We start from the raw sequence: 21449 nt of genomic DNA, 5'->3' as shown, positions 1-21449 counted from the left end.
CCCTATTCCCCATTCCCTGCCCTAACCAGAAAATTTTAGAATCAATAACCCCTATCCCAATTCTGGGGGATGAAGAAAAACTACTTGATCTTTTGAGCAATAATTTTTTGCTCTTTTGCAGTCAACTCAGGGGATTCACCGATAACCTCCCGATACATTTTAATATAATCCTCCGAAGAACGATACCAGCTAAAATCTTGACTCATCGCCCTAATCTGTAATTTTTGCCAAGCATCCTTAAAACGGAAACCCTCATAAGCCCTAATCATAGAAGTATATAAATCCAAAGGTTCGTAACGATCAAAACAATAGCCCAAACCTTGGTCATTAGCAGGTTCAAAAAATGGCACCGTATCCACCAAACCCCCCGTTTTACGAACAATCGGAATGGCACCATAACGCATGGCCAACATCTGACTGATACCGCAAGGCTCAAAACGAGAGGGCATCAAAAACGCATCGATTCCACTATAGACTCGACGGGAAATCGTTTCATTATGGAGTAGTTGCACCGAAATCCTACCCCGATGACGAGCAGAAATTTCCCATAATTGAGTTTCGTAAAAGCGATCGCCCGTACCTAGTATAATTAACTGAGCATCAGTATAAGCCAAAAACCGCTCCAAAGTTTGTAAAACCAAGTCAATCCCCTTTTGCTCTACCAAACGAGTCACCATGCCGATTAAAAAAGCATTACGGTTAATTTCTAACCCCGACTCCTCCTGTAACCTCACCTTATTGAGACGACGCTTTTCGATGGTTTCAGGGGTAAAATTTTGAGCAATTAATCTATCCGTGGCAGGATTATATTTTTCCGTATCGATACCATTAATAATTCCCCTCGTCTTACCACTAATCCAAGACAATAAACCATGTAAATTTTCCCCATACTCAGGAGTCTTAATCTGCGCAGCATAGGTAGGAGAAACCGTATTAACCACATCGGCAAACTGCAACCCCGCCGCCATCGCATTATCCCCCTGCATATGCCATGGACACCAAGTAATTTTCTCAAGCATCTCCCGTCCAGGCCCTTGATAAGCTAAATTATGGATAGTAAACACAGTGCTAATATCAGGAGAATCACTCATCCACACAGGAATCATTCCCGTATGCCAATCATGACAGTGGATAATTTGAGGTTTCCAATAATTCCAAGCAAACTCCGCCGCCCCATTCGCAAAGAAAGTAAAACGCCAATACTCATCATCACCACCATAAACATTACGCCCAGAAAAACAAGGATGTCCAAATAAGTAGAGAGGAACATCTGTTTCAGGTAACACGGTTTCATAGATAGCAAACTTTTGAAACATCGCATCACCCCACCACACAGGCTCAATGGGAATGTCCACCTTATCGGGTAAAAAGCCATAGTAAGGCATAATTATCCTGACATCATGACCTAACTTTCTTAATATCTTGGGTAATGCTCCCACAACATCCCCCATACCCCCAACCTTTGCTATGGGTGACGCTTCCGCTGCCACAAATAAAATTCGCATAGTGATTCAGACTAGATGTGCTTTCTTGATTGACTAGGGTGATTGTGACACAATCTTTGCACCTATGCCAAATTATTTTTTGGGGTTGCTTATTTGGGGTATGAAACATTATTAAACTACAGCAGATATATAATACTAAAACTATTATTACTATTGCCGAACTAAACTAAAAATTACACCTTAATTCACCAACGCCTATGTTTTTATGCCTGAAACCTAACACTTAAAACCCTTTGCCTAATTATTCAACCCCAATTTCATTGGTACGTTTGTATTGACGGTACGCCGCAAAAAATAATCCTAATAAAGTAACGGGAATTAGTCCAATTACAATACCTAATAATAAGGGTTCAATCATTGTTTTCTCCTGGTTTGTTAATTTTTTTTAACTATATGTATTACTATATCACTCCCATAGAAAAGAATTGTACTATGGCTCGCATCCCTATCTTAATAATCATCCGTCAAACGCTCTACCTCAGTCTGATAACTACCATTTTCCCATAACTTGATGACACGAAAACCCGGTAAATCAGAGTCAATGGTCGGTTGCATTGGTGTCACCTGAGAAAAAGTCGAAGGACATCCAAAAAAGTCCAGACTACCACCTACCCCATTATTAATTGAGCGATGATGGAGGGCGTGATGAATATGTCCAAACACCACCAACTCCACCTGAGAAAATGATTCTAATAAACTTACTAACTCATGCCCATTTTCTACCCCAATTTGATCTACCCAATCGATACCTGTGGCAATAGGATGATGATGAAGGGCAATAATGGTAGGTTGATCAGCAAATTGCGTTAATTCCTTCTTTAACCAATCTAGCTGAGTGTTTTCTATATAACCCCCTCCAAATTCTGCTCCCGTCAGCACAGAATCGAGTAATAACAATCGCCATTCCCCTAAATCAATACTTCGATAACCCAAAGAGTCATCATGGGGTAACATTTCCCCTAAAAGATTAACATCATCATGATTACCATGTAGCCAATAAATAGGGCAACTAAACTCTCCCATGGCTTTCAGTAAATATTCATAGGCAACTTTATTACCACCATCCGCCAAATCACCAGTTAATAAAAGTCCATCAGGGTTTATCGATTTCACCCGTTTTAAAATGGCTTGTAAATTTTCCCAAGGATTTTGTCCTCGTAAAAATTCTTCGGGATTATCTAGCAAATGGGTATCTGTAACTTGAATCAGTGTGAGGCTTTTTGTCATATCAAGGTTAAATTAATAAAATTAAGATTTGGCACTATTATGAAGTGGATAAAAGTTAATATATACTATGAGTTTAGAATTACTAACCTTTGCAGAAATATCCATCGAAAAAAACCTCGAGCAATTTCTGATCGTTTTATCAGTTTCCTTGGCTGTGGCAACCATATCTAGGGTTTTTATTTGGTTTAAACAAATTCCTTATACCCTTCTATTGGTAATAGTTGGACTGGGTTTAGCCTTAGTAGATATTAGGTTGGTTAACCTTTCCCCAGAGTTAATCCTCGAAATATTTTTACCCCCGTTACTATTTGAGGCGGCCTGGAATATTCGTTGGAAAGATTTGAAAAACAATCTTACTCCTATCATTCTTTTAGCCATCGTAGGGGTGATTATATCTGTTGCTAGTGTCTCTTTTGCTCTGAGTTATTTTACCACCATCTCTTTGGGGGCAGCATTACTTGTAGGGGCTAGTTTATCAGCTAGTGACCCTGTTTCAGTGATTGCTTTGTTTCGAGAGTTAGGTACGGGCAAAAAACTGACTACCATCATGGAGGGGGAAAGTTTATTTAATGATGGGGTAGCGGTAGTGGCTTTTGTGCTATTGGTAGGTATTCCCCTAGGTAATGAGAGCATTTCCATTACTCAATCCATTGTTCAATTTGGAACATTTGTAGGAGTGGGGGTTGCCGTTGGTTTTATGATTGGTTTTGGTATTTCTTATTTAACCCAGCGCTTTGATTTACCCCTTGTAGAGCAGTCTTTAACCCTTGTTTCGGCTTATGGTGCCTATTTAATTACGGAAAGTTTGGGGGGTTCGGGGGTTATTGGAGTGGTTACGGTGGGCTTGATTTTGGGAAATTTTGGCTCAAGAATCGGCATGAATCCTCGTACTCGGCTCAGTGTTTCTGAATTTTGGGAGTTTTTAGCGTTTTTTGTTAATTCTATTGTTTTTTTATTAATAGGGGATCAGATCGATTTTCCTGTTTTGTTAAATAGTTGGAAACTAATTTTAGTTGCTATTGTTTCTCTTATTGGCAGTCGTTTGGTGGCGGTATTTTTACTATGTGCTATTAGTAATTTAATCACTAAGGAAAAGGTCAGTTGGCGGGAGCAATTAATTCTTTGGTGGGGTGGTTTACGAGGTTCGGTTTCTGTGGCTCTAGCCCTCAGTGTTCCTGTGGTATTGAGCGATCGCCAAGAGGTAATTGGTACGGTATTTGGAGTAGTGTTATTTACCCTTTTGGTACAAGGATTAACGACAAAAACTTTCTTGCAAAAACTTAATTTAATAGGTAATCAAAATATTAAACAAGAATATACTGAATTACTGGCTAGAAGAACGGCTTTAAACAAAGTTTTGGACTACATGAGTGCTATTCCTATTAATACGATGCCTGAAATTGAGCCTGATTTTTATAATTATGAAAAAAATTTAATTCAAGGGCAACTAAATTCAATTCAAGAAAAGCTGACAGAATTGCAAAACCTTAATCCTGAGTTTAAAAATGTGTCGATGCAAAAGCTCAGGGATAATTTAATTTCTGTAGAGGCTGATACCTACGCAGATTTAATTTTATCTGGGGAGTTAAATGAAAATTTATCTCCTATGGTTCAAGAAATAATTGCTACACAAAAGGGAGAATAAAGACTTGAGCATTAATAATGGGTCTTAATATTATCCCATTGTTTTCCTAATTTTAGATTCTGAGGCAAGGGGTTTGGACTCCTTGTCTTGTGATCACAGTAATATCACTTAAATACTTCTTGATGTTTTACTAAGTATGGGACTATGGTATTGAAAAAAAATTAATATAAGTAGGTACATTTTTCAAAAAATTGGGTATGATAAGAACAATACTTAAGTACACACGTTGAGATAACGCCCATGATGCTAATAAATCCCAAAAATTTTAGCAAGTCTCCCTTCCGATTGAGAAAACAATTTCACATCGAACACTTAAGGGATCAGTATGTTCAGTTTGGAGAACAACATCCTTCCATTAACAATATTTGGAAACGTTTAATCGATATTCTTGGGGCTTTGGTTGGTCTAACCGTTACTGCTATTATTTTTATTCCTCTTGCTATTTTTATCTATACTGACAATCCAGGCCCTATTCTTTATTCTCAAGTTAGATGTGGCTTGAATGGGAAAAAATTCACCATTTGGAAATTTCGCTCCATGACGGTGGGTGCGGACAAAAAGCAACATTTAGTGAAAAATCATGCCGATGGTTTTATTTTTAAAAATCCGCAGGATCCTCGCATCACAAAAATTGGTAAAATTTTGAGATCTACTAGCTTAGATGAGTTTCCTCAGTTTTGGAATGTTTTAATGGGAAATATGAGTTTAGTGGGTACTCGTCCTCCTACTCCTAATGAGGTAGTTAAGTATAATGATTATCACCTATTACGTTTAGCTGTAAAGCCCGGTTTGACTGGGGAATGGCAGGTCAAAGGACGCTCTAAGTGCCTTAATTTTAATGAAGTGGTGGGAATGGATTTGGCTTACCAGAAAAAATGGACAGTGTGGTATGATTTATATTTGATTTTTAAAACCATCGAGGTGGTTGTTAAGCGTGAGGGCGCCTGTTAATCATTGAATGAATCTTCCCAATAGTGTTACTTTTAGTCGCATCATTTTAATAATTCCTATTCTCTGGTGTTTGTACCAGCCAATAGAGATTTATCAATGGTGGGCTTGGGGATTATTTTTGGTTGCTTCTTTGACGGATTGGCTAGACGGTTATTTAGCTAGGCGTTTAAATCAGGTTACGGACTTAGGTAAGTTTTTAGATCCTTTAACGGATAAAATTTTGATCATTGCTCCTTTATTGGTTTTAGTCGAGCGTCAGATTATTCCTGCTTGGGGGGTATTTTTAATTTTATTGCGGGAAATTGCGATCGCCGGTTGGCGGGTAAATCCTCAACAAAAGACGGTGTCGGGGGCTAATGTTTGGGGTAAGTTTAAGACTGTGAGCCAGATAAGTGCGATCGCCCTTTTACTGTTACCTGAACATACTTGGGCATTATCCATGGGGATAATTATATTTTGGGTGTCGGTAATACTAACCATGGTTTCAGGGTTAATATACCTTATACCTTCAGCGGAAACCGCCTAATACTCTTCCCTTGTTTTCAAGGTTTCGATACATCTTGGATCAATTAAAGTTGCCTTTTCTGGCTCTCGGGGAAACCAAGGAGCAGTTTTTTTGCAAAATTCTACTAAAATTAACATCACAGGTACTTCAATTAATACTCCCACCACCGTAGCCAAGGCAGCCCCAGAGTTTAACCCAAATAACATTACCGCCGTTGCGATCGCCACTTCAAAATGATTACTCGCCCCAATCAAAGAAGCAGGGGCCGCATCCTCATAGGATAAATTCATCTTCAAAGCAATGACATAAGTAATCAAGAAAATAAAATTAGTCTGCACAAACAAAGGAATCGCAATCAAAAGAATATGTAGAGGATTATTAACAATCAACTCCCCCTTAAAAGCAAACAACAACACCAACGTTAGCAACAAAGCAATGGTTGCCACAGGAGAAAGATAATGTAGAAACCGAGACTCAAACCAAGCCCTACCCTTATGCTTAAAAATCCAATATCTACTAAAAATCCCTGTAATTAAAGGTAAACCCACATATATCAACACAGAAAAAACAATGGTTTCCCAAGGCACACTCAAATTATTAGCCGATAATAACCATTGCCCCAAAGGTGCATATAAAAATAACATCGCCAAAGAATTAACCGCCACCATCACCAAAGTAATCCCCTGATTACTATAGGAAAGATAACCCCACATCAACACCATCGCCGTACAAGGGGCAATACCCAACAGGATACACCCAGCAATATAGGAATCAGCCAAAGAAATCTCTGCCCCCCTAATTATCTCCGTCTCCGATAATATCCCCGAAAAAAGATACCCTAGAAAAAATTGGGCAAAAATAACCATAGAAAAAGGTTTAACCAACCAATTAACCGCTAAAGTTAAAAAAACAGGCTTAGGAGTCTTAACCGCTTTTATAGCTTGAGAAAAATCTATCTTAACCATGATGGGGTACATCATGAAAAATAAACAAATAGCAATGGGAATCGAAACATTATAAACACTAATACTATCCAAAGTTTGGGCAATATCAGGAAAAATTCGCCCCAAACCAATGCCAATAATGATACAGATAACAACCCAAACGGTTAGATACTTTTCAAAAAAACTTAAACTACTTCCCGCTTTTATTGCCTTGGGATTTATATTTACAGCCATATTAAAACAAATTTTATTGGTATATTTAAGGAAAAGTAGAGCCACAGCAAATCATCGTCAAGATATTAGTAAAACTTTTTGTAACAAAGACTTTCTATTTTTAACAAGGAATTTTTGTACCAACAAATTTCACTTTAAGCCAGAACTCACAAGATAATTATAACAGTAAAACTTGGTATGTTCATGTTTCCCATCAATCACAACATTTTCGAGAAGGCACCAGAGAAACCATGAGACGAAAATCCGCCAAATATTGTTCTAAAACCACCAACTGAGATAAATTCAAACTATAGTAAACCCATCTTCCTTCCTGACGAGTACGCACTAACCCCGCTTCCTTTAGGGTTTTGAGGTGAAATGATAACTTAGATTGACTAATATTTAAAACCTCCAATAACTCACATACGCACAACTCTTGATTGCGTAACAAATTTAATACTTCAATGCGAATTGAGTCAGATAGTGCATGGAATCCTTTTTTGATGTTGGTTTTGTTTTCTAATTCTGCAATGCTCATTAAAATTATGGGGGTTGCTGATTTTAGATATGATTTATCATTTAGGCCGGGAACAGGGAACGGGGAACAGGCAATAGTGATAATATTTTGATGTCTTAGTTTTTAGCATCATTCAATTATATTTCATACCATGATTAAGCAATGCCAAATTATGATATTAAGGTACAAAATTTAACCTTGACATTTATCCCCAACCCATTGTCACTATTTGCACAAGAGATAAGTATTTAGGCTATTTTTTTGTTTTTTGCATTCCCATTACCGAGGACCTTAAGATCCATTGTACATCTTCCGATCCCGACCATCAAGGACTGTTAACGGTTAGCCAAAATCTGGGTATGGATCAACAATTTTGGTTTGGTGTACTAATATGATAACTGTCCTTTTCAAAAAGATATAGTTGAGTAAATGCGTAAACTAATTACCAAATACCTGAGTATTTTTACCCTCAGTTTGATTTTTATTGTTAATTTTACTCCCCAAGTCCTTGCCCAATTTCCCTTTTTTCATTTACCAACCAGCAGTGTGGTAGATTTTCCAGAAACCCCAGACTGGGATTTAAACAAAGCTCGTCCATGCGGAAAATATTGGTGTAGTGATGTTTATTTGTTTGGTAACTCAGAAATCATGCAAGAACAATTAACCCTCGCTTTACCAAGAGAAGCAGAAAAAACTTCCGCCGAAATTGCGATCGATGTTGAACAAAGAGCTAAATTTGTACAAAACATTTTTGAGGGAATTTTCCAAAGTATCATTCGTTCAGAATCCTTTGAATTCTTAGAAGAAAGACAGCCTTTAAGTTTTTGGTTTTTAAATAGAGAAAAACCCCGACACCCTTCCACTCCCATCGTAGAAGTAGGAACAGAAAATAATCAAACCGTGGTATTTGTACCCCGTCAACCAGATCTCGGTTTATCATCCCAAGCCCTTATCACCATAACTGAAATAGATGCCAGTGCCAACACTTCTACCATCGAAGAATTAGCACAGGAATGGAGAGCAGATGTAGCTAACTCCATCAGTGATGCTCTTTGGGGTATTGAAATGAATCATCAACAACCCCTGCTAAGATTCCAAATATCAGTGATTGTTATCATAATCACCCTTATCTTCTTGATTTTAGTAGATAAGTTCAAGAGATTTATCAAAAAAATTGCCAAAATACTCCGACAAGAATTACAAGATATAAAACACACCCTCACAGTTGATCCTGAAGCTCACAAAAGAGATGACGAAACAACCCAAGTCAATTCAGAAGCACCATCTCAAAACTATACTCAGCCGTTATCGGGGAGAATACCAACTCAGGCTCAACCCATTCCTAAAAAAATCGAGAAATTTAGAAAATTATTAGGTAGATTATTCAATCAAAGTATTAGTAGTGGTATTCAAGTTATCTCCGAGGGGTTACAAATTCCCACAAAGATATTGCCGACGGTTTATCAACAAACCCAAAATGTAATCAAACAACAATTAAATCTCATTCAGTTAGTCCTTAGAGTCTGTTTATTAGGACAAATTATGGTAATTCTAGTGAGCATAGGTACCATTGTTATTACCTACAGGGAAACCCGTTATCTATTTAACTTGTTTTTCTCCCAAGCAATTTTGATTCCTATAATTTGGATTTGTATTGTTTTGATTGATAAGATAGGAGACTTTTGGATTGATTCGGCACTCAATAGATGGGCAAGGGAAAGACAGGAAATTTTTCCTAATTCTAATCGTCCAACTCTTCGGGTTAATACCTACTCTCCTGCTCTTCAAGGTGCTACTACTTTTCTTTTTACCGTTATCGGTCTCTCTTTAACCTTTGCTTTTACGGGGTTAAATCCTACGGTAATTGCTGGGGCTGGGGCTGCTGCCGTAGTTTTTGCTTTTCTTTCCCGTAATCTGTTGGAGGATATGCTCAATGGTATTTTAATCTTATATACTGATCGTTTTGCCGTGGGGGATGTGGTCGAAATTAATGGTTTTGCGGGTTGTGTGGAAAGTATGAACCTTTACGCCACCGCTTTACGCAACCTTGATGGACAGTTAATCGTAATCCCCAATGGTCACATTTCCACGGTGGTTAATATGACTAAAAACTGGTCTAGGGTTAACTTTACCATTGAAATTGCTTGGGATCAGGATATAAAAACCGCTACTAATCTAATTCAGGAGGTAGCGCAAACCCTCTGTGATGAGGAAGAATGGCAAGAAAAAATCCTCGAACCTGCTGATATTCTAGGCATTGAAAAGGTTTCCCATGATGGTATTATGATTAGGCTTTTGATTAAAACTTTACCTGCCGAGCAATGGGCTGTGGGTAGGGAGTTACGATTAAGGGTTAAAGAGGCTTTTGATGGGGCTGGAATTTCTTTGGGTATTCCTCAAAGGGAAATTTGGCATCGTGAGCCTAATCAGGCTAATGGATTTACCATTGAAGCAAATTAGGTGTTAGGTATTTTTGTGGCTACATCAAGATAACTGTTAAGCAAAAGTTTTAATACGATGGGGCTTAATAAAGACTACCTGATTATTTTTGAGGTTCAAAGAGGTAAATTGTTGTCTAGTGAGGTGAGCAATTATCGGTAAATTATTCTCCAAAACTAACTCAATTTGTACCTCTGCCCCTAGATGAGTAATTCTTTTAATGGTGGTTTTTGTACTTTCATGATCATCATTGGTTAGTAAAATGTCAACCTCGTGGGGACGCACAAACACTTCAGGATGAGAAGAATAATGATCGTGGTTAACGTTAACAAATAAGGGAGTATGACTGGGTAAAATGTTTACCTCCCCGATAAATTTCATCACAAAAGGTGAGGCAGGATGATCATAAATTTGGGCTGGAGTGCCGATTTGCTCAATAACTCCGTGATTCATTACGACAATTTCATCGGCTACTTCCATGGCTTCTTCTTGGTCATGGGTAACAAAAACGCTGGTAATATGGACTTCATCATGGAGTCTTCTTAACCACGCCCTCAAATCCTTCCGCACTTTAGCATCTAATGCCCCAAAAGGTTCGTCTAATAACAATACTTGGGGTTGTACCGCTAAAGCACGAGCGAGGGCTACCCTTTGCCTTTGTCCTCCTGATAGTTGGGATGGGTAGCGATCGCCCAAACCCTCTAATTGAATCAAATCGAGCAATTCAGCCACTTTATGTTTAACTTGATTTTTCGGTGTTTTACGAATGCGCAAACCAAAAGCAATATTTTCTCTGATGGTTAAATGTTTAAAAAGAGCATAATGTTGGAAAACAAAACCAATATTACGTTGACGAATATCAAGATGGGTGGTGTCTTTACCATTAATAATTACTTGACCATTATCGGGAGTTTCTAACCCTGCAATTACCCTCAAAAGGGTTGATTTTCCTGAACCAGATGGGCCGAGTAAAGCAACTAAAGTATTTGGTTTTACCTCTAAATTAATGTCTTTTAGAGCTTGAAAATTACCGAAATTTTTATTGACTTGATTAATAATAATACTCATTTTTTTATGTATATAGTTTTATGAAAAAGTGAATTAGTGAAACTAGGGAACGGGGAACAGGGAACGGGGAATAGGCAATGGTTTTTTTTTTCATTATTTCCCCCCTTATTAAGGGGGGTTAGGGGGGATCAAATCTTGGTGAAATGTTCCAAAATTTCCTTAGCAATAAGAGTTACTACCGCCAACAAAACCAATACCACCGCTGCCGCAAAAGCCGATTGAGTTTGATAGTTTTTGTAAGCTAATTCCACGAAAATAGGTAAAGATGCTGTTTTACCGATGACATTGCCAGAAACAACGGCGATCGCACCATATTCCCCCATCGCCCTAGCATTAGTCAGCAAAACCCCATAGAGTAAGCCCCAACGAATACTAGGCAGAGTTACTCGCCAAAATACCTGCAAATCATTCGCCCCCAAACTTCTAGCCGCATCCTCCTGCTCCGTACCAATTTCCTCCAACACAGGGATTACCTCCCTTGCCACAAAAGGCATCGTCACAAAAATTGTCGCCAACACCATGCCGGGTAAAGCAAAAACAATTCTCACATCAAGATATTCCACCAACCAATTTAACCAACCATTACGCCCATACAAAAGCACCATCATTAATCCAGCCACCACAGGCGAAATCGAAAAAGGCAAATCGATAATACTCATCAAAAACGCCTTACCTCGAAAATTATTCCTCGCAATCACCCACGCCGCACACAAACCAAACACCGTATTGAGAGGCACACTAAACACCGACAACAGCACCGTTAACCATACCGCCTGAATAAATTCCCGTTGTTGAATAGCCTGTAAAAAAGTGGGAATCCCCTCCTTAAACGCCTCATAAAACACCGAAACAGCAGGAATTAGTAAAATCAATCCCAAATAGGCAAATACAACGAAAATTAGCCAATTTTTGCCCGTATTTAGCTTTTTAATTGTCTGCATAACGTTTGCCCCACTGCTGTAACAGATTAATAATCAATAACAAAACCAAAGAAATAAACAATAATACTGTCCCGATAACCGTCGCCCCCACATAGTCGTATTGTTCCAGTTTTTGCAGTACCAACACAGGGGGAATCAAATCCCTAAAAGGAATGTTAGAAGCAATAATGACAATAGTTCCATAAGAGCCTACAGCCCTCGAAAAACCCAACGCCACCCCAGCCGAGATAGCAGGAAGTAAAGGCGGTAAGATAACTAGGCGAAAAGTTTGCCAATCCGATGCCCCCAACGACCAAGCCGCTTCCTCAATTTCCGCTCCCATTTCTTGTAATACTGGCTGTAAACTGCGAACGACAAAAGGTAAGGCAATAAATAACATTGCCACAAATACCCCCAAAGGTGAAAACGTAATCTGAATACCAAAAGGAGTAAAAAACTGACCAATCCAACCATCCTCGCCATATACCGTTGCCAAGACTAAACCCGCCACCGTAGTGGGTAAAGCAAAAGGAACATCAATGGTGGCATCAATGATTTTTTTACCCCAAAAGTCATAACGCACCAATACCCAAGCCGTTAAAGTTCCCATCACAGCGTTAATCAAAGAAGCGATTAGGGCAGTGGCAAAAGTAAAAATATAAGATGCAATAGCAACCTCAGCGGTGGCCTCCTGCCAAAAATTTGCCCATCCTAAACTGGCGGATTCTGCCACCAAAGCAGCCATGGGAATGATTAAAATGACCGCAAGAAAAATGATTGTTACTGCCCAAGGGATGAAAAATTTACGAAAAATATTTTTAATGACTTCTCGATAGTTGACAGGAATTTTTGGTGGTGGATTTAACGAACTAATCATAATTTTATTTTCTTAATGAGTATTTACCTTTTAATGCCTGATTTCCCACTCTCCTAAGCCCCAAGAATCTTTAACAATTTGTTGACCGTTTCCCGTTTGACTCCAAACTTCTATTTGTAAATCGGATAAATAATTTAAAGCCTCTTGAATGGAGGTTTTTTCTCCCGACAAAATAAGATTAAACCAACCATCTTTGTCAGAATATTCACCTAACATGGCAGAGGTGATATTGACTTCTAAATTGTGCTTAGAAGCGAGATCAACAATAATGGGTTTATCGTGATGGCGAGGGGGGATATGGATAGAAATTTTGATGGATTGTTTATCTTGAATTTCTTGAGTTGTCATAATTGATTCTCCATAGCTGTGATGAAATTTTTAATTATTCCCCCCTTGTTAAGGGGGGCTAGGGGGGATCAAATTCCGAGTATTGGGGGAATTCAATTAATTTATTGTTACTGAACCTGAATATAAAAAAAGGTTTATTACTATCTTCTCGAAATGGCCTGATCAAAAATCGCTCCATCATTGAAAAAATCGGGTTGTGCTTGATTCCAACCGCCAAAATCTTCGATGGTAAAGAGATTTTCCACCACGGGAAACCTGTCACTAAATTCCGCAAAAACTTCCTCATTGACAGGACGAAAACCAGCCTCAGCAAATGCTCTTTGGGCTTCTACCGTATAGAGAAACTCCACAAAAGCCTCGGCAACTTCCCTAGTACCTCTCCTATCTACATATCCATCCACCACTGCCACGGGCCCTTCGATGGAAATGTTGTAATCAGTAGGGATAACGTAAGGTTGAACTCTGCCTTGGGATTCTGCAAGTAATAACTCATTTTCGTAGTTCATTAATACATCCCCCTGGTTTCTGCTGTAGAACACATCAGAGGCTTCCCTTGCATCTCGGGGAAGGGTGGCAACACTGCTGTAAACTTGTCCTACAAATTCTTTTGCTTGTTCTACGGTGCCTCCTGCTTGGGTGACACTACCCCAAAGGGCGAGGAAATTCCAACGAGCGCCCCCGGAGGTTTTAGGATTGGCGGTAATTACGCTAATATCTGGATCTGCTAAGTCTTGCCAGTTTTCAACCTTTTCTCCTCCTTCTCTACTGACAAGGGCAACTACGGAGCGAGTAATAATACCATTTTGCCCCGATACGGCGTTTTCCCACCCCGGTTCAATTAATCCTGCTTCTTGGAGAGCATAGGTATCGGAAGAAAGGGCAAGGGCTACGATGTCCGCTTCTAAACCGTCTATTACCGCCCTAGTTTGAGATCCTGAGCCACCATAGCTTTGGTCAATGGTTACTTTTTGTCCTGTTTCTGCTTCCCAGTATTCGACAAATTGAGGAACGATTTTTTCATAAGCTGCTTGGGTTACCGCATAACTAACCAGAGTTAGGGTTACTTCTTCTTGGTTTACTTCTCCTCCTGTGGCGTTTCCTGTGGTGGTGGGGGAGGCACAACTGGCGATTACTCCACTAACGGTTAATCCTAACAAAAACTTCCCGAATAATCTTCTTTGCAATTTCATCGCTCATGTTCTACAAATTGTGTTGACTACTATCATAATAAGTTTTTAAATAATTTTCAATACATTTTGAAAATATTCTTACGTTAAAAAGTGATTCTTTTGAAAAATAGTAAACAGAATGTAGATGATGGCTATACCAAAAATGACTACTACGAAACTAAACAAAATATGGATATACTAATCTAATCGACATACTAAAAGTTTATTTTTATTGCCTTGGGTGTAATGAAAAACATTTAAAGCACATTTTCAAGATTTTATCGGAACTGAAATGATATTCTCAGAGTTATTTTTTTTAATTGCTATTTTTTTTGTTACTAGCATGGTTGGAGTAGTAACGGGAGGAACTTCTCTGATTACTGTCTCTACAATGTTGGAGTTTAATATTGAACCAGCAAGGGCGATCGCCACTAATATGTTTGCCTTAATATTTATGAGTATCGGGGGTACTATTCCTTTTTTAAAAAGTGACGTGCTGAAACGTCCAGATTTACCTTTATTGTCGGTTTTAACAGTTATTGGCTCAATTTTGGGGGCTTTACTGGTAATTGTTATCCCTGCTGATACCATGCCGTTGTTAATATCTATCTTCATGATTGCCGTAACGGTTTTTTCAGTAATTAACAAAAATAAAGGCATCGAAAAAAAAGAAAAATCAAGCCCTACAGCTTTAAAAATCGGCTACGGTTTAACTTTTGGTTTAGGTATTTATGGGGGGTTTTTTAGTGGTGGTTATGTAACAACTTTAACGGCTTGTTTTATCGGCTTTTTGAATATGACATTTTTGGAAGCCGTAGCCATAACCAAGGTTTTAAATATCTTTTCTTCCATAATTGCAACCCTAATTTTTATGACTCAAGGTTTAGTTGATTATCAGTTGGGTATCATTTTGGGAGTAACGATGTTTTTTGGGGCATTACTGGGGGCGAAAGTCGTTACAAAGATGAGTAACCTATGGTTGCGGAGAATTTTTCTGGTGGTGGTAATTTTCTTGGCGGTGCGCAATTTGTGGCAATGGATGAATTAAAGTTTATTTTAAGATTAATTGAAATTTAACGGTAAATATTCTGTAACTGTGGGAAAATATGCCTAGAAGACTAAATCAAGTTATCGGGCAACAATGACAAGAAAAAATCCTAGTGAATCTAACATTATTACTTTTTTAATTAATCACTCCTATTTGTTTAAGGGTTTAGATGAAAAAGAATTAAGCTCTTTTTTGCCTTCTGATAGTCTCACTAGGGAAAAATTATTTTCTAATCGCCCCGTTTTCACTGCCTTTTCCCCCGATGAAGATTTAGATAGTTTATATGTTGTTTTAGAGGGTGGCCCTATAATATTACGGAGTAATCCCCTCGATCGCATTTTATCTTTAACCTATAGTGGTGGTTGTTTTGGAATGCGTAGTTTACCCTTTAGCCATGGTTTGGCTAGTAAAGGTTTTCCTAGTCTGGTGGAGGCTTATAAAACTACCTATGTAACCAAAATTCCCCTTGATGCTCTCAAACAAATATACGATCATTTTGAGGTAGTGGGCGATCGCTATGCTAAACTTTTTGAACTAAGGGAAAAATTTACCTATCACCTCCTCAACTGTAGCAGTTACCCCCCCCAAGCAGTGGCATCCTTATTAAGGGCGTTAATTTATCAAGAAAGAGAATTAAATAATCAACCCAATGATAAAGGGATTTATATCCTTGATTTGGCGGTGGAAGTAATAGCAAAAGCCTGTCAATTAAATCAGCGCACCGTAGAACAAGTTTTAAAAGGAATGCAAAAAGAAGGGCTAATTAAACTAGATAAAAATAACAGCACTTCCGATGATGTGATACATATTTTACAACCAGAAGAATTAAAAGAAGTTTATAGTGCAACCAGAGATAAAGTTTCTTGGTGGCCTTTAAAATAATAAGACATTTTCCGAATGTGCAAAAAAGAGTCGTTTTGATAATTAATACTTATTCTTGGATTATGATTTCTAAATTCTAATTAACCATAGAGATCTATCTATTAAGGGAAATTTGTGGGATAATTGTGAGGTTTAAGTAAAAAAGTATAGTTATCCATGCCTGAAGCAGTAGGAGTTATTCAAACTTTGGGTTTTCCCTCTATCTTGGCGGCTGCCGATGCGATGGTAAAAAGCGCCCGAGTTACCCTTGTTTATTTTGATAAGGCAGAAAGTGGTCAATTTGCGATCGCCATTAGGGGTGCAGTATCCGAAGTAAACCGAGCCATGGAGGAGGGGTTAATCAAGGCGGAGGAAGTGTTTGGCGGTGAAGTGATGACCCATTACATTGTGCCAAATCCCCCTCCCAATGTGGTAGATGTATTACCCATTGCCCATAATGAAGTTTCTAATCCTTATCGGATGTAAACCTTGTTGTTAGTTTAATACAGTTATTTAATTTTTAAAATTAAGTTTTTATATTTTCATAAAATTATAGGAGTATATATAGATTATGCCTTCACAATCAGCCATTGGCTCTATTGAAACAAAAGGATTTCCCGGGATTTTAGCCGCCGCCGATGCCATGGTAAAAGCTGGTAGAGTTACCCTTGTGGGATATATCAGGGTTGGTAGCGCCCGTTTTACAGTGAATATTCGTGGGGATGTTTCAGAAGTGAAAACCGCCATGGCCGCAGGAATCGAAGCGGTGAAAAAAGCAGAAGGTGCAACCCTCGAATCTTGGGTCATTATCCCCCGTCCTCATCAAAACGTATGTGCGGTTTTACCCATTGATTATACTGATGAAGTGGAAACCTATCGTCAGGCAGTGGAAGGAAATACTGCTCCCTATCTTCCTTCTCAATCATAAATAATTTTAAAGGGTTGAATAATGTTCAACCCCTACAGATAATCATTTAATTTTTAGCGTCCGTATAATTGGCGATCGCACTTATATAAATAAAATGTGTCAAGAGAATAACAGCCCAAATACCTGTTAACCAAGTAATCCAAGACCATTGGGCGTGTTGTAGGTTGTGGAAAAACCACGCTCCTGAATTTACAGCAGTAAATGCAGCAACATGAACAGCGAAATTCATGCGATCGTCTAATTTTCTATATTTTAGATCATTTTCTCGATCTGGTTCTCTGGGCCAACGTGGAGGCATAATTTCTCTTCGATACTAACTTCAATTTCTAATCTATTTTATCTTAACCTTAATGGGATGGCTATGGAATAGCTTTAAGTTAAACCTTCAATCCTTTAGATGCCAACCACTCAGGATTATAAAGCCGAGATTGATAACGACCACCACCATCACATAATACCGTAACAATACGATGACCCGGTCCTAGTTTTTTGGCTACCGCTACCGCCGCCGCCACATTAATGCCCACAGAGCCACCCATAAACAAACCTTCTTTGTATAATAGTTGATAGATAACCCGAACAGCTTCTTGGTCATCTATTCTCACCGCATCATCAATGGGTACCCCTGTCATATTAGCCGTGATGCGACTATTGCCAATGCCCTCGGTGATGGAATTGCCCTCCGCTCTTATTTCTCCCGTTTTCACATAACTATATAAACCACTGCCCATGGGATCCGCCAAAATACATTTGATATTGGGGTTTTGATCCTTCAAAAATAAAGAAACTCCAGCAAAAGTTCCCCCTGTGCCTGTGGCCGCTACCCAAGCATCTATTTTATGATCTGTTTGTTCCCAAATTTCTTTGCCCGTAGTTTCGTAGTGGGCTTGACGGTTGGCAAGGTTATCAAATTGATTTGCCCAGATGGCGTTATCCATTTCCTCCGCAATTCTGCCAGACAGTTTTACATAGTTGTTCGGATCTCTGTAAGGCACCGCAGGAACGGCTCTTACCTCTGCTCCAAGGGTGCGGAGGGTATCCATTTTTTCTTGGGATTGGGTTTCAGGAATAACAATAATACATTTGTATCCCTTAGCATTGCATATATGAGCTAAGCCGATGCCCGTATTCCCCGCAGTACCTTCTACCACTGTGCCACCTGGTTTTAATAGACCCTTTTCCTCTGCTTCTTTGATAATATACAAGGCGGCTCTATCTTTCACCGAACCCCCGGGGTTAAGAAATTCGGCTTTACCTAATATCTCGCATCCTGTTTCTTCGCTAAAGCTATGTAAACGAATGAGGGGAGTATTACCAATGGTGCCGACGAAGCCTTGTTTTATATCCATTATGATGTACGTTGCTTTTATCTTTTTCTTTTGTAATTTTTCTATCTTACCGAAAAATGAAGACCCTAAATTAGCAATTGATAATTGACCATGGATAATTGAGAATTAATAATAAATCCTTCAGGATACTAATGTAACGAACAATAGGCAATGGGCAATGGTAATAATAGTTCTAGTGTTATATGTTTGCTAATGTTTAATACCCCTAACCCTTGCAATCTAAAATCTAGGATTGTTGATATTTATATATATCTTCTATCAGTTCGATCCAGCCTGTGGTAAGGGATGCTAAGATGCGATCGCCCTTATCCTTCGTTGCCACCGTGGCATCACCGATTACACCACTCTTGCTTAACTCCTTCGTCACCCACGGAAAAGGTAAACGCCCCTCAAGGGATAACAAACTATCCTTACCCAAATCCTTCCCATATTCTTTTACAGCCAAATCCATCTTTACCTGATGGGGCAAAAGAGACAACATTAAACTCGTTTCCGCATCCCCTGCGTGGATTCCTTCCTTACCTTCTTTTTCCGTCATCAAATCTTTAGTAATGTGAGGCACACGCCAAGTAAAAAAAGGAAACACCAAAAAATCATGATGCTCTTGGTGCAAATCACGGCTAATAATATCTAATATCTGGGGTTGCCCTCCGTGGGAATTCATCAAAACCAACTTACGAAACCCAGCCCGATAAATACTTTCTGCCGTTTCCCTTAATACCCTTAATAAAGTTTCCGCTGATAGGCTAATGGTGCCTGGAAAGTCTAAATGTTCGTTAGATTTACCATAATACAGAGTTGGTAAAGCATAGGCTGGGATGTTAGGGGATAAACCCTCCAAAGCCTTACCCAATACCCCCTGACTGATAGCTGAATCTACCACCAAAGGCAGATGATGTCCATGTTGCTCAATCGCCCCTATGGGTTGAATTATAACGACATTTTCTTTATCGGGCATCTGCTCAATTTCTTGCCATGTAAGATAGGCAAAAAAACGCTCTGGAGGGATAAAACCGTGAATCATAATATTATTAGGGAATAGGAAATGGGCAATGGTTTTTTCTACTATAATTATCCATTATCCATTATCCATTATCCATTCTCAATTATCAATTATTATTGTGAACTATTGGTTAATGAAATCTGAGCCTAGGGCTTATAGTATTGACGATTTACAACAAGATGAAACTACCATCTGGGATGGGGTTAGAAATTATCAGGCTCGGAATATTCTTAAACAAATGAATAAAGGGGATTTAGCCTTTTTTTATCATTCTAATTGTAAACCCCCTGCCATCGTTGGTTTAATGGAAGTGGTTGAAACTAATGTCGTTGATCCTACCCAGTGCGATCGCACTTCACCCTATTTTGATAGTAAAGCAACCCCAGAAAAACCCCGTTGGCATACGGTGAGGGTAAAATTTAAAGAAAAATTTGCTCAACCATTATCCCTCGATACCCTCAAAAACACTTTTAATCCCGATGATTTTTTGGTGGTTAAAAAAGGTAATCGATTATCGGTAATACCCGTAAATGATGCCGTTGCACAAGAAATATTAAGGTTAATTAGGGGTAATGAGTAATGAGTAATGAGTAATGAGTAATGAGTAATGGGTAATGAGTAATGAGTAATGGGTAATGGGAATTTACTGCCCACTGCCCACTTCCCACTATCCACTACCTACTTCAACATCAAAGCCACTTGCTTGGCAAAATAAGTTAAAATCAAGTCTGCCCCTGCTCTTTTCATGCTGGTAAGGGTTTCAATGACAATTTTCTTCTCATCAATCCATCCCTTTTCTGCGGCAGCTTTAATCATGGCATATTCACCACTGACGTTATAGGCAACCACAGGAATGTTAGTATAATCTCTGATTTGACGGACAATATCAAGATAAGCAAGGGCTGGTTTTATCATGACCATATCTGCCCCCTCCGTAATGTCTAACTCTACTTCGGTAATGGCTTCACGGGAGTTGGCAATGTCCATTTGATAGGTTTTTTTGTCGCCAAATTTAGGTGCTGACTCAAGGGCATCACGGAAAGGACCATAATAAGCAGAGGCATATTTGGCAGAGTAGGCGATGATACCCACATGGGTAAACCCTGCTTCGTCAAGGGCTTCACGAATTACCCCAATTCTACCGTCCATCATATCGGAGGGGGCAACCATATCTGCGCCAGCTTGGGCTTGGGATACGGCCATTTTGGCTAATACTGCCACGGTTTCATCATTAAGGATTTCCCCATCTACTACGATACCATCATGACCGTAGGGGGAATAAGGATCAAGGGCTACATCGGTGATAATGGTAATTTCGGGTACTTCTGCTTTGATGGCTTTGATGGTGCGCTGTACTAATCCATCGGGATTATAGCTTTCGGTGCCTTCGTTATCTTTTTTGTCGTCTGTTACTAGGGGAAAAAGGGCGATCGCCTTTATACCTAATTCATAGCATTCTTTTACTTCTTTGATCAACAAATCAAGACTATAACGATAACAGTCTGGCATGGAAACAATCTCTTGTTTAAGATTTTCCCCCTCCATGACAAACACAGGATAAATTAAATCATTAACCGTTAATTGGGTTTCTTGTACCAGCGCCCGTAGTGCTGAAGTGCGACGCAAACGGCGAGGACGATTTGTAAGGTTATATAAGGGCATTTCTAATAAAATTTTTTCATGAAAACATGGGCAACATACTATTATACGGGAGTTTCGGTTTTTCCCCCTCCCTCGTTAAATAAATTAATATTTTGAGAAGTAGGAAGTGGGTAGTAGGCAGTAAATTCCCATTACTCATTACTCATTACTCATTACTCATTACTCATTACTCATTACTCATTACTCATTACTCATTACTCATTACTCATTACTCATTACTCATTACTCATTACTCATTACTCATTACTCATTACTCATTACTCATTACCC

At 38.9% G+C, this 21449-nt stretch carries 23 protein-coding genes; 9 read left to right on the top strand and 14 right to left on the bottom strand.

The window, feature by feature from the left end; genetic code table 11:
- Window positions 1-80: 80 nt before the first annotated feature.
- The 3 genes from glgA to ACXITR_RS11530 form a co-directional block, all read right to left on the bottom strand.
- The gene (gene glgA, locus ACXITR_RS11540; RefSeq protein WP_457997368.1) at window positions 81-1505 is read right to left on the bottom strand and encodes a glycogen synthase GlgA; all 1425 of its coding nucleotides are present in this window, start codon (window positions 1503-1505) and stop codon (window positions 81-83) included.
- A gap of 241 nt (window positions 1506-1746) precedes the next feature.
- A complete protein-coding gene (petG, locus tag ACXITR_RS11535; RefSeq protein ID WP_457997367.1) occupies window positions 1747-1863 on the bottom strand; it encodes a cytochrome b6-f complex subunit V in 117 nt (38 codons plus the stop codon).
- Window positions 1864-1955: 92 nt separating this feature from the next.
- Complete coding sequence (locus ACXITR_RS11530) at window positions 1956-2732, bottom strand: metallophosphoesterase (RefSeq protein ID WP_457997366.1); 777 nt, start codon at window positions 2730-2732, stop codon at window positions 1956-1958.
- A gap of 67 nt (window positions 2733-2799) precedes the next feature.
- Here ACXITR_RS11530 and ACXITR_RS11525 point away from each other — a divergent pair, with 67 nt between their 5' ends.
- The 3 genes from ACXITR_RS11525 to pgsA all read left to right on the top strand — a co-directional run bounded on the left by ACXITR_RS11525 (window position 2800) and on the right by pgsA (window position 5854).
- Complete coding sequence (locus tag ACXITR_RS11525; RefSeq protein WP_457997365.1) at window positions 2800-4377, top strand: Na+/H+ antiporter; 1578 nt, start codon at window positions 2800-2802, stop codon at window positions 4375-4377.
- Window positions 4378-4617: 240 nt separating this feature from the next.
- A complete protein-coding gene (locus tag ACXITR_RS11520) occupies window positions 4618-5328 on the top strand; it encodes a sugar transferase (RefSeq protein ID WP_457997364.1) in 711 nt (236 codons plus the stop codon).
- Between the two features lie 7 nt (window positions 5329-5335).
- Entirely contained in the window at window positions 5336-5854 is a 519-nt protein-coding gene (gene pgsA, locus ACXITR_RS11515) for a CDP-diacylglycerol--glycerol-3-phosphate 3-phosphatidyltransferase (protein ID WP_457997363.1), read from the top strand.
- On the opposite strand, the gene arsB is transcribed toward pgsA, so the two are convergent.
- Both arsB and ACXITR_RS11505 read right to left on the bottom strand, forming a co-directional pair.
- On the bottom strand, window positions 5851-7011 hold the full coding sequence (gene arsB, locus ACXITR_RS11510; RefSeq protein ID WP_457997362.1) for an ACR3 family arsenite efflux transporter: 1161 nt from the start codon (window positions 7009-7011) through the stop codon (window positions 5851-5853). The genes pgsA and arsB overlap by 4 nt on opposite strands.
- Before the next feature lie 193 nt (window positions 7012-7204).
- Window positions 7205-7528: an ArsR/SmtB family transcription factor gene (locus ACXITR_RS11505; RefSeq protein ID WP_457997361.1), complete on the bottom strand. Its 324-nt coding sequence runs from the start codon at window positions 7526-7528 to the stop codon at window positions 7205-7207.
- A 408-nt stretch (window positions 7529-7936) separates the two neighbouring features.
- On the opposite strand from ACXITR_RS11505, the gene ACXITR_RS11500 reads away from it, so the two are divergent.
- A complete protein-coding gene (locus tag ACXITR_RS11500; protein WP_457997360.1) occupies window positions 7937-9967 on the top strand; it encodes a mechanosensitive ion channel family protein in 2031 nt (676 codons plus the stop codon).
- A 36-nt stretch (window positions 9968-10003) separates the two neighbouring features.
- Here ACXITR_RS11500 and ACXITR_RS11495 read toward each other — a convergent pair whose 3' ends face one another.
- From ACXITR_RS11495 to ACXITR_RS11475, 5 genes are all read right to left on the bottom strand, one after another.
- A complete protein-coding gene (locus tag ACXITR_RS11495; protein WP_457997359.1) occupies window positions 10004-11014 on the bottom strand; it encodes a sulfate/molybdate ABC transporter ATP-binding protein in 1011 nt (336 codons plus the stop codon).
- Between the two features lie 128 nt (window positions 11015-11142).
- Window positions 11143-11955, bottom strand: coding sequence for a sulfate ABC transporter permease subunit CysW (gene cysW / locus ACXITR_RS11490; protein ID WP_457997358.1), 813 nt, complete (start codon window positions 11953-11955; stop codon window positions 11143-11145).
- Entirely contained in the window at window positions 11942-12811 is an 870-nt protein-coding gene (cysT, locus tag ACXITR_RS11485) for a sulfate ABC transporter permease subunit CysT (RefSeq protein WP_457997357.1), read from the bottom strand. Before cysT ends, cysW begins: the two co-directional genes overlap by 14 nt.
- Window positions 12812-12841: 30 nt before the next feature.
- Window positions 12842-13159, bottom strand: a complete 318-nt coding sequence (locus ACXITR_RS11480) for an NIL domain-containing protein (protein ID WP_457997356.1) — start codon at window positions 13157-13159, stop codon at window positions 12842-12844.
- Between the two features lie 140 nt (window positions 13160-13299).
- Window positions 13300-14349: a sulfate ABC transporter substrate-binding protein gene (locus tag ACXITR_RS11475; RefSeq protein WP_457997355.1), complete on the bottom strand. Its 1050-nt coding sequence runs from the start codon at window positions 14347-14349 to the stop codon at window positions 13300-13302.
- 271 nt (window positions 14350-14620) lie between these two features.
- Between ACXITR_RS11475 and ACXITR_RS11470 the strand changes: the two genes are divergently transcribed.
- From ACXITR_RS11470 to ACXITR_RS11455, 4 genes are all read left to right on the top strand, one after another.
- Complete coding sequence (locus ACXITR_RS11470) at window positions 14621-15376, top strand: sulfite exporter TauE/SafE family protein (protein ID WP_457997354.1); 756 nt, start codon at window positions 14621-14623, stop codon at window positions 15374-15376.
- A gap of 93 nt (window positions 15377-15469) precedes the next feature.
- Window positions 15470-16258, top strand: a complete 789-nt coding sequence (locus ACXITR_RS11465) for a Crp/Fnr family transcriptional regulator (RefSeq protein WP_457997353.1) — start codon at window positions 15470-15472, stop codon at window positions 16256-16258.
- Window positions 16259-16414: 156 nt separating this feature from the next.
- Complete coding sequence (locus tag ACXITR_RS11460; protein ID WP_457997352.1) at window positions 16415-16723, top strand: carbon dioxide-concentrating mechanism protein CcmK; 309 nt, start codon at window positions 16415-16417, stop codon at window positions 16721-16723.
- An 85-nt stretch (window positions 16724-16808) separates the two neighbouring features.
- Entirely contained in the window at window positions 16809-17165 is a 357-nt protein-coding gene (locus ACXITR_RS11455; protein WP_457997351.1) for a carbon dioxide-concentrating mechanism protein CcmK, read from the top strand.
- A gap of 46 nt (window positions 17166-17211) precedes the next feature.
- On the opposite strand, the gene ACXITR_RS11450 is transcribed toward ACXITR_RS11455, so the two are convergent.
- The 3 genes from ACXITR_RS11450 to ACXITR_RS11440 form a co-directional block, all read right to left on the bottom strand.
- Entirely contained in the window at window positions 17212-17463 is a 252-nt protein-coding gene (locus tag ACXITR_RS11450) for a hypothetical protein (protein WP_457997350.1), read from the bottom strand.
- A 79-nt stretch (window positions 17464-17542) separates the two neighbouring features.
- Window positions 17543-18514, bottom strand: a complete 972-nt coding sequence (locus tag ACXITR_RS11445; RefSeq protein WP_457997349.1) for a cysteine synthase A — start codon at window positions 18512-18514, stop codon at window positions 17543-17545.
- A gap of 226 nt (window positions 18515-18740) precedes the next feature.
- Window positions 18741-19538, bottom strand: coding sequence for a creatininase family protein (locus ACXITR_RS11440; RefSeq protein ID WP_457997348.1), 798 nt, complete (start codon window positions 19536-19538; stop codon window positions 18741-18743).
- 88 nt (window positions 19539-19626) lie between these two features.
- Here ACXITR_RS11440 and ACXITR_RS11435 point away from each other — a divergent pair, with 88 nt between their 5' ends.
- The gene (locus tag ACXITR_RS11435) at window positions 19627-20097 is read left to right on the top strand and encodes an EVE domain-containing protein (protein ID WP_457997442.1); all 471 of its coding nucleotides are present in this window, start codon (window positions 19627-19629) and stop codon (window positions 20095-20097) included.
- 98 nt (window positions 20098-20195) lie between these two features.
- Here the strand turns inward: ACXITR_RS11435 and hemB are convergent, their stop codons facing one another.
- The gene (gene hemB, locus ACXITR_RS11430; protein WP_457997347.1) at window positions 20196-21179 is read right to left on the bottom strand and encodes a porphobilinogen synthase; all 984 of its coding nucleotides are present in this window, start codon (window positions 21177-21179) and stop codon (window positions 20196-20198) included.
- Between the last annotated feature and the right edge of the window lie 270 nt (window positions 21180-21449).

It is taken from the genome of Cyanobacterium sp. (genome assembly GCF_054166785.1).
Note: the sequence above shows the minus strand (reverse complement) of the source record. Positions and strands in the feature narration are given on the sequence as shown.

Excerpts from the sequence above, each read along its gene's own strand:
- glgA (WP_457997368.1), bottom strand. The coding sequence starts at position 1,505 with ATGCGAATTTTATTTGTGGCAGCGGAAGCGTCACCCATAGCAAAGGTT.
- petG (WP_457997367.1), bottom strand. The coding sequence starts at position 1,863 with ATGATTGAACCCTTATTATTAGGTATTGTAATTGGACTAATTCCCGTT.
- ACXITR_RS11530 (WP_457997366.1), bottom strand. The coding sequence starts at position 2,732 with ATGACAAAAAGCCTCACACTGATTCAAGTTACAGATACCCATTTGCTA.
- ACXITR_RS11525 (WP_457997365.1), top strand. The coding sequence starts at position 2,800 with ATGAGTTTAGAATTACTAACCTTTGCAGAAATATCCATCGAAAAAAAC.
- ACXITR_RS11520 (WP_457997364.1), top strand. The coding sequence starts at position 4,618 with ATGATGCTAATAAATCCCAAAAATTTTAGCAAGTCTCCCTTCCGATTG.
- pgsA (WP_457997363.1), top strand. The coding sequence starts at position 5,336 with ATGAATCTTCCCAATAGTGTTACTTTTAGTCGCATCATTTTAATAATT.
- arsB (WP_457997362.1), bottom strand. The coding sequence starts at position 7,011 with ATGGCTGTAAATATAAATCCCAAGGCAATAAAAGCGGGAAGTAGTTTA.
- ACXITR_RS11505 (WP_457997361.1), bottom strand. The coding sequence starts at position 7,528 with ATGAGCATTGCAGAATTAGAAAACAAAACCAACATCAAAAAAGGATTC.
- ACXITR_RS11500 (WP_457997360.1), top strand. The coding sequence starts at position 7,937 with ATGCGTAAACTAATTACCAAATACCTGAGTATTTTTACCCTCAGTTTG.
- ACXITR_RS11495 (WP_457997359.1), bottom strand. The coding sequence starts at position 11,014 with ATGAGTATTATTATTAATCAAGTCAATAAAAATTTCGGTAATTTTCAA.
- cysW (WP_457997358.1), bottom strand. The coding sequence starts at position 11,955 with ATGCAGACAATTAAAAAGCTAAATACGGGCAAAAATTGGCTAATTTTC.
- cysT (WP_457997357.1), bottom strand. The coding sequence starts at position 12,811 with ATGATTAGTTCGTTAAATCCACCACCAAAAATTCCTGTCAACTATCGA.
- ACXITR_RS11480 (WP_457997356.1), bottom strand. The coding sequence starts at position 13,159 with ATGACAACTCAAGAAATTCAAGATAAACAATCCATCAAAATTTCTATC.
- ACXITR_RS11475 (WP_457997355.1), bottom strand. The coding sequence starts at position 14,349 with ATGAAATTGCAAAGAAGATTATTCGGGAAGTTTTTGTTAGGATTAACC.
- ACXITR_RS11470 (WP_457997354.1), top strand. The coding sequence starts at position 14,621 with ATGATATTCTCAGAGTTATTTTTTTTAATTGCTATTTTTTTTGTTACT.
- ACXITR_RS11465 (WP_457997353.1), top strand. The coding sequence starts at position 15,470 with ATGACAAGAAAAAATCCTAGTGAATCTAACATTATTACTTTTTTAATT.
- ACXITR_RS11460 (WP_457997352.1), top strand. The coding sequence starts at position 16,415 with ATGCCTGAAGCAGTAGGAGTTATTCAAACTTTGGGTTTTCCCTCTATC.
- ACXITR_RS11455 (WP_457997351.1), top strand. The coding sequence starts at position 16,809 with ATGCCTTCACAATCAGCCATTGGCTCTATTGAAACAAAAGGATTTCCC.
- ACXITR_RS11450 (WP_457997350.1), bottom strand. The coding sequence starts at position 17,463 with ATGCCTCCACGTTGGCCCAGAGAACCAGATCGAGAAAATGATCTAAAA.
- ACXITR_RS11445 (WP_457997349.1), bottom strand. The coding sequence starts at position 18,514 with ATGGATATAAAACAAGGCTTCGTCGGCACCATTGGTAATACTCCCCTC.
- ACXITR_RS11440 (WP_457997348.1), bottom strand. The coding sequence starts at position 19,538 with ATGATTCACGGTTTTATCCCTCCAGAGCGTTTTTTTGCCTATCTTACA.
- hemB (WP_457997347.1), bottom strand. The coding sequence starts at position 21,179 with ATGCCCTTATATAACCTTACAAATCGTCCTCGCCGTTTGCGTCGCACT.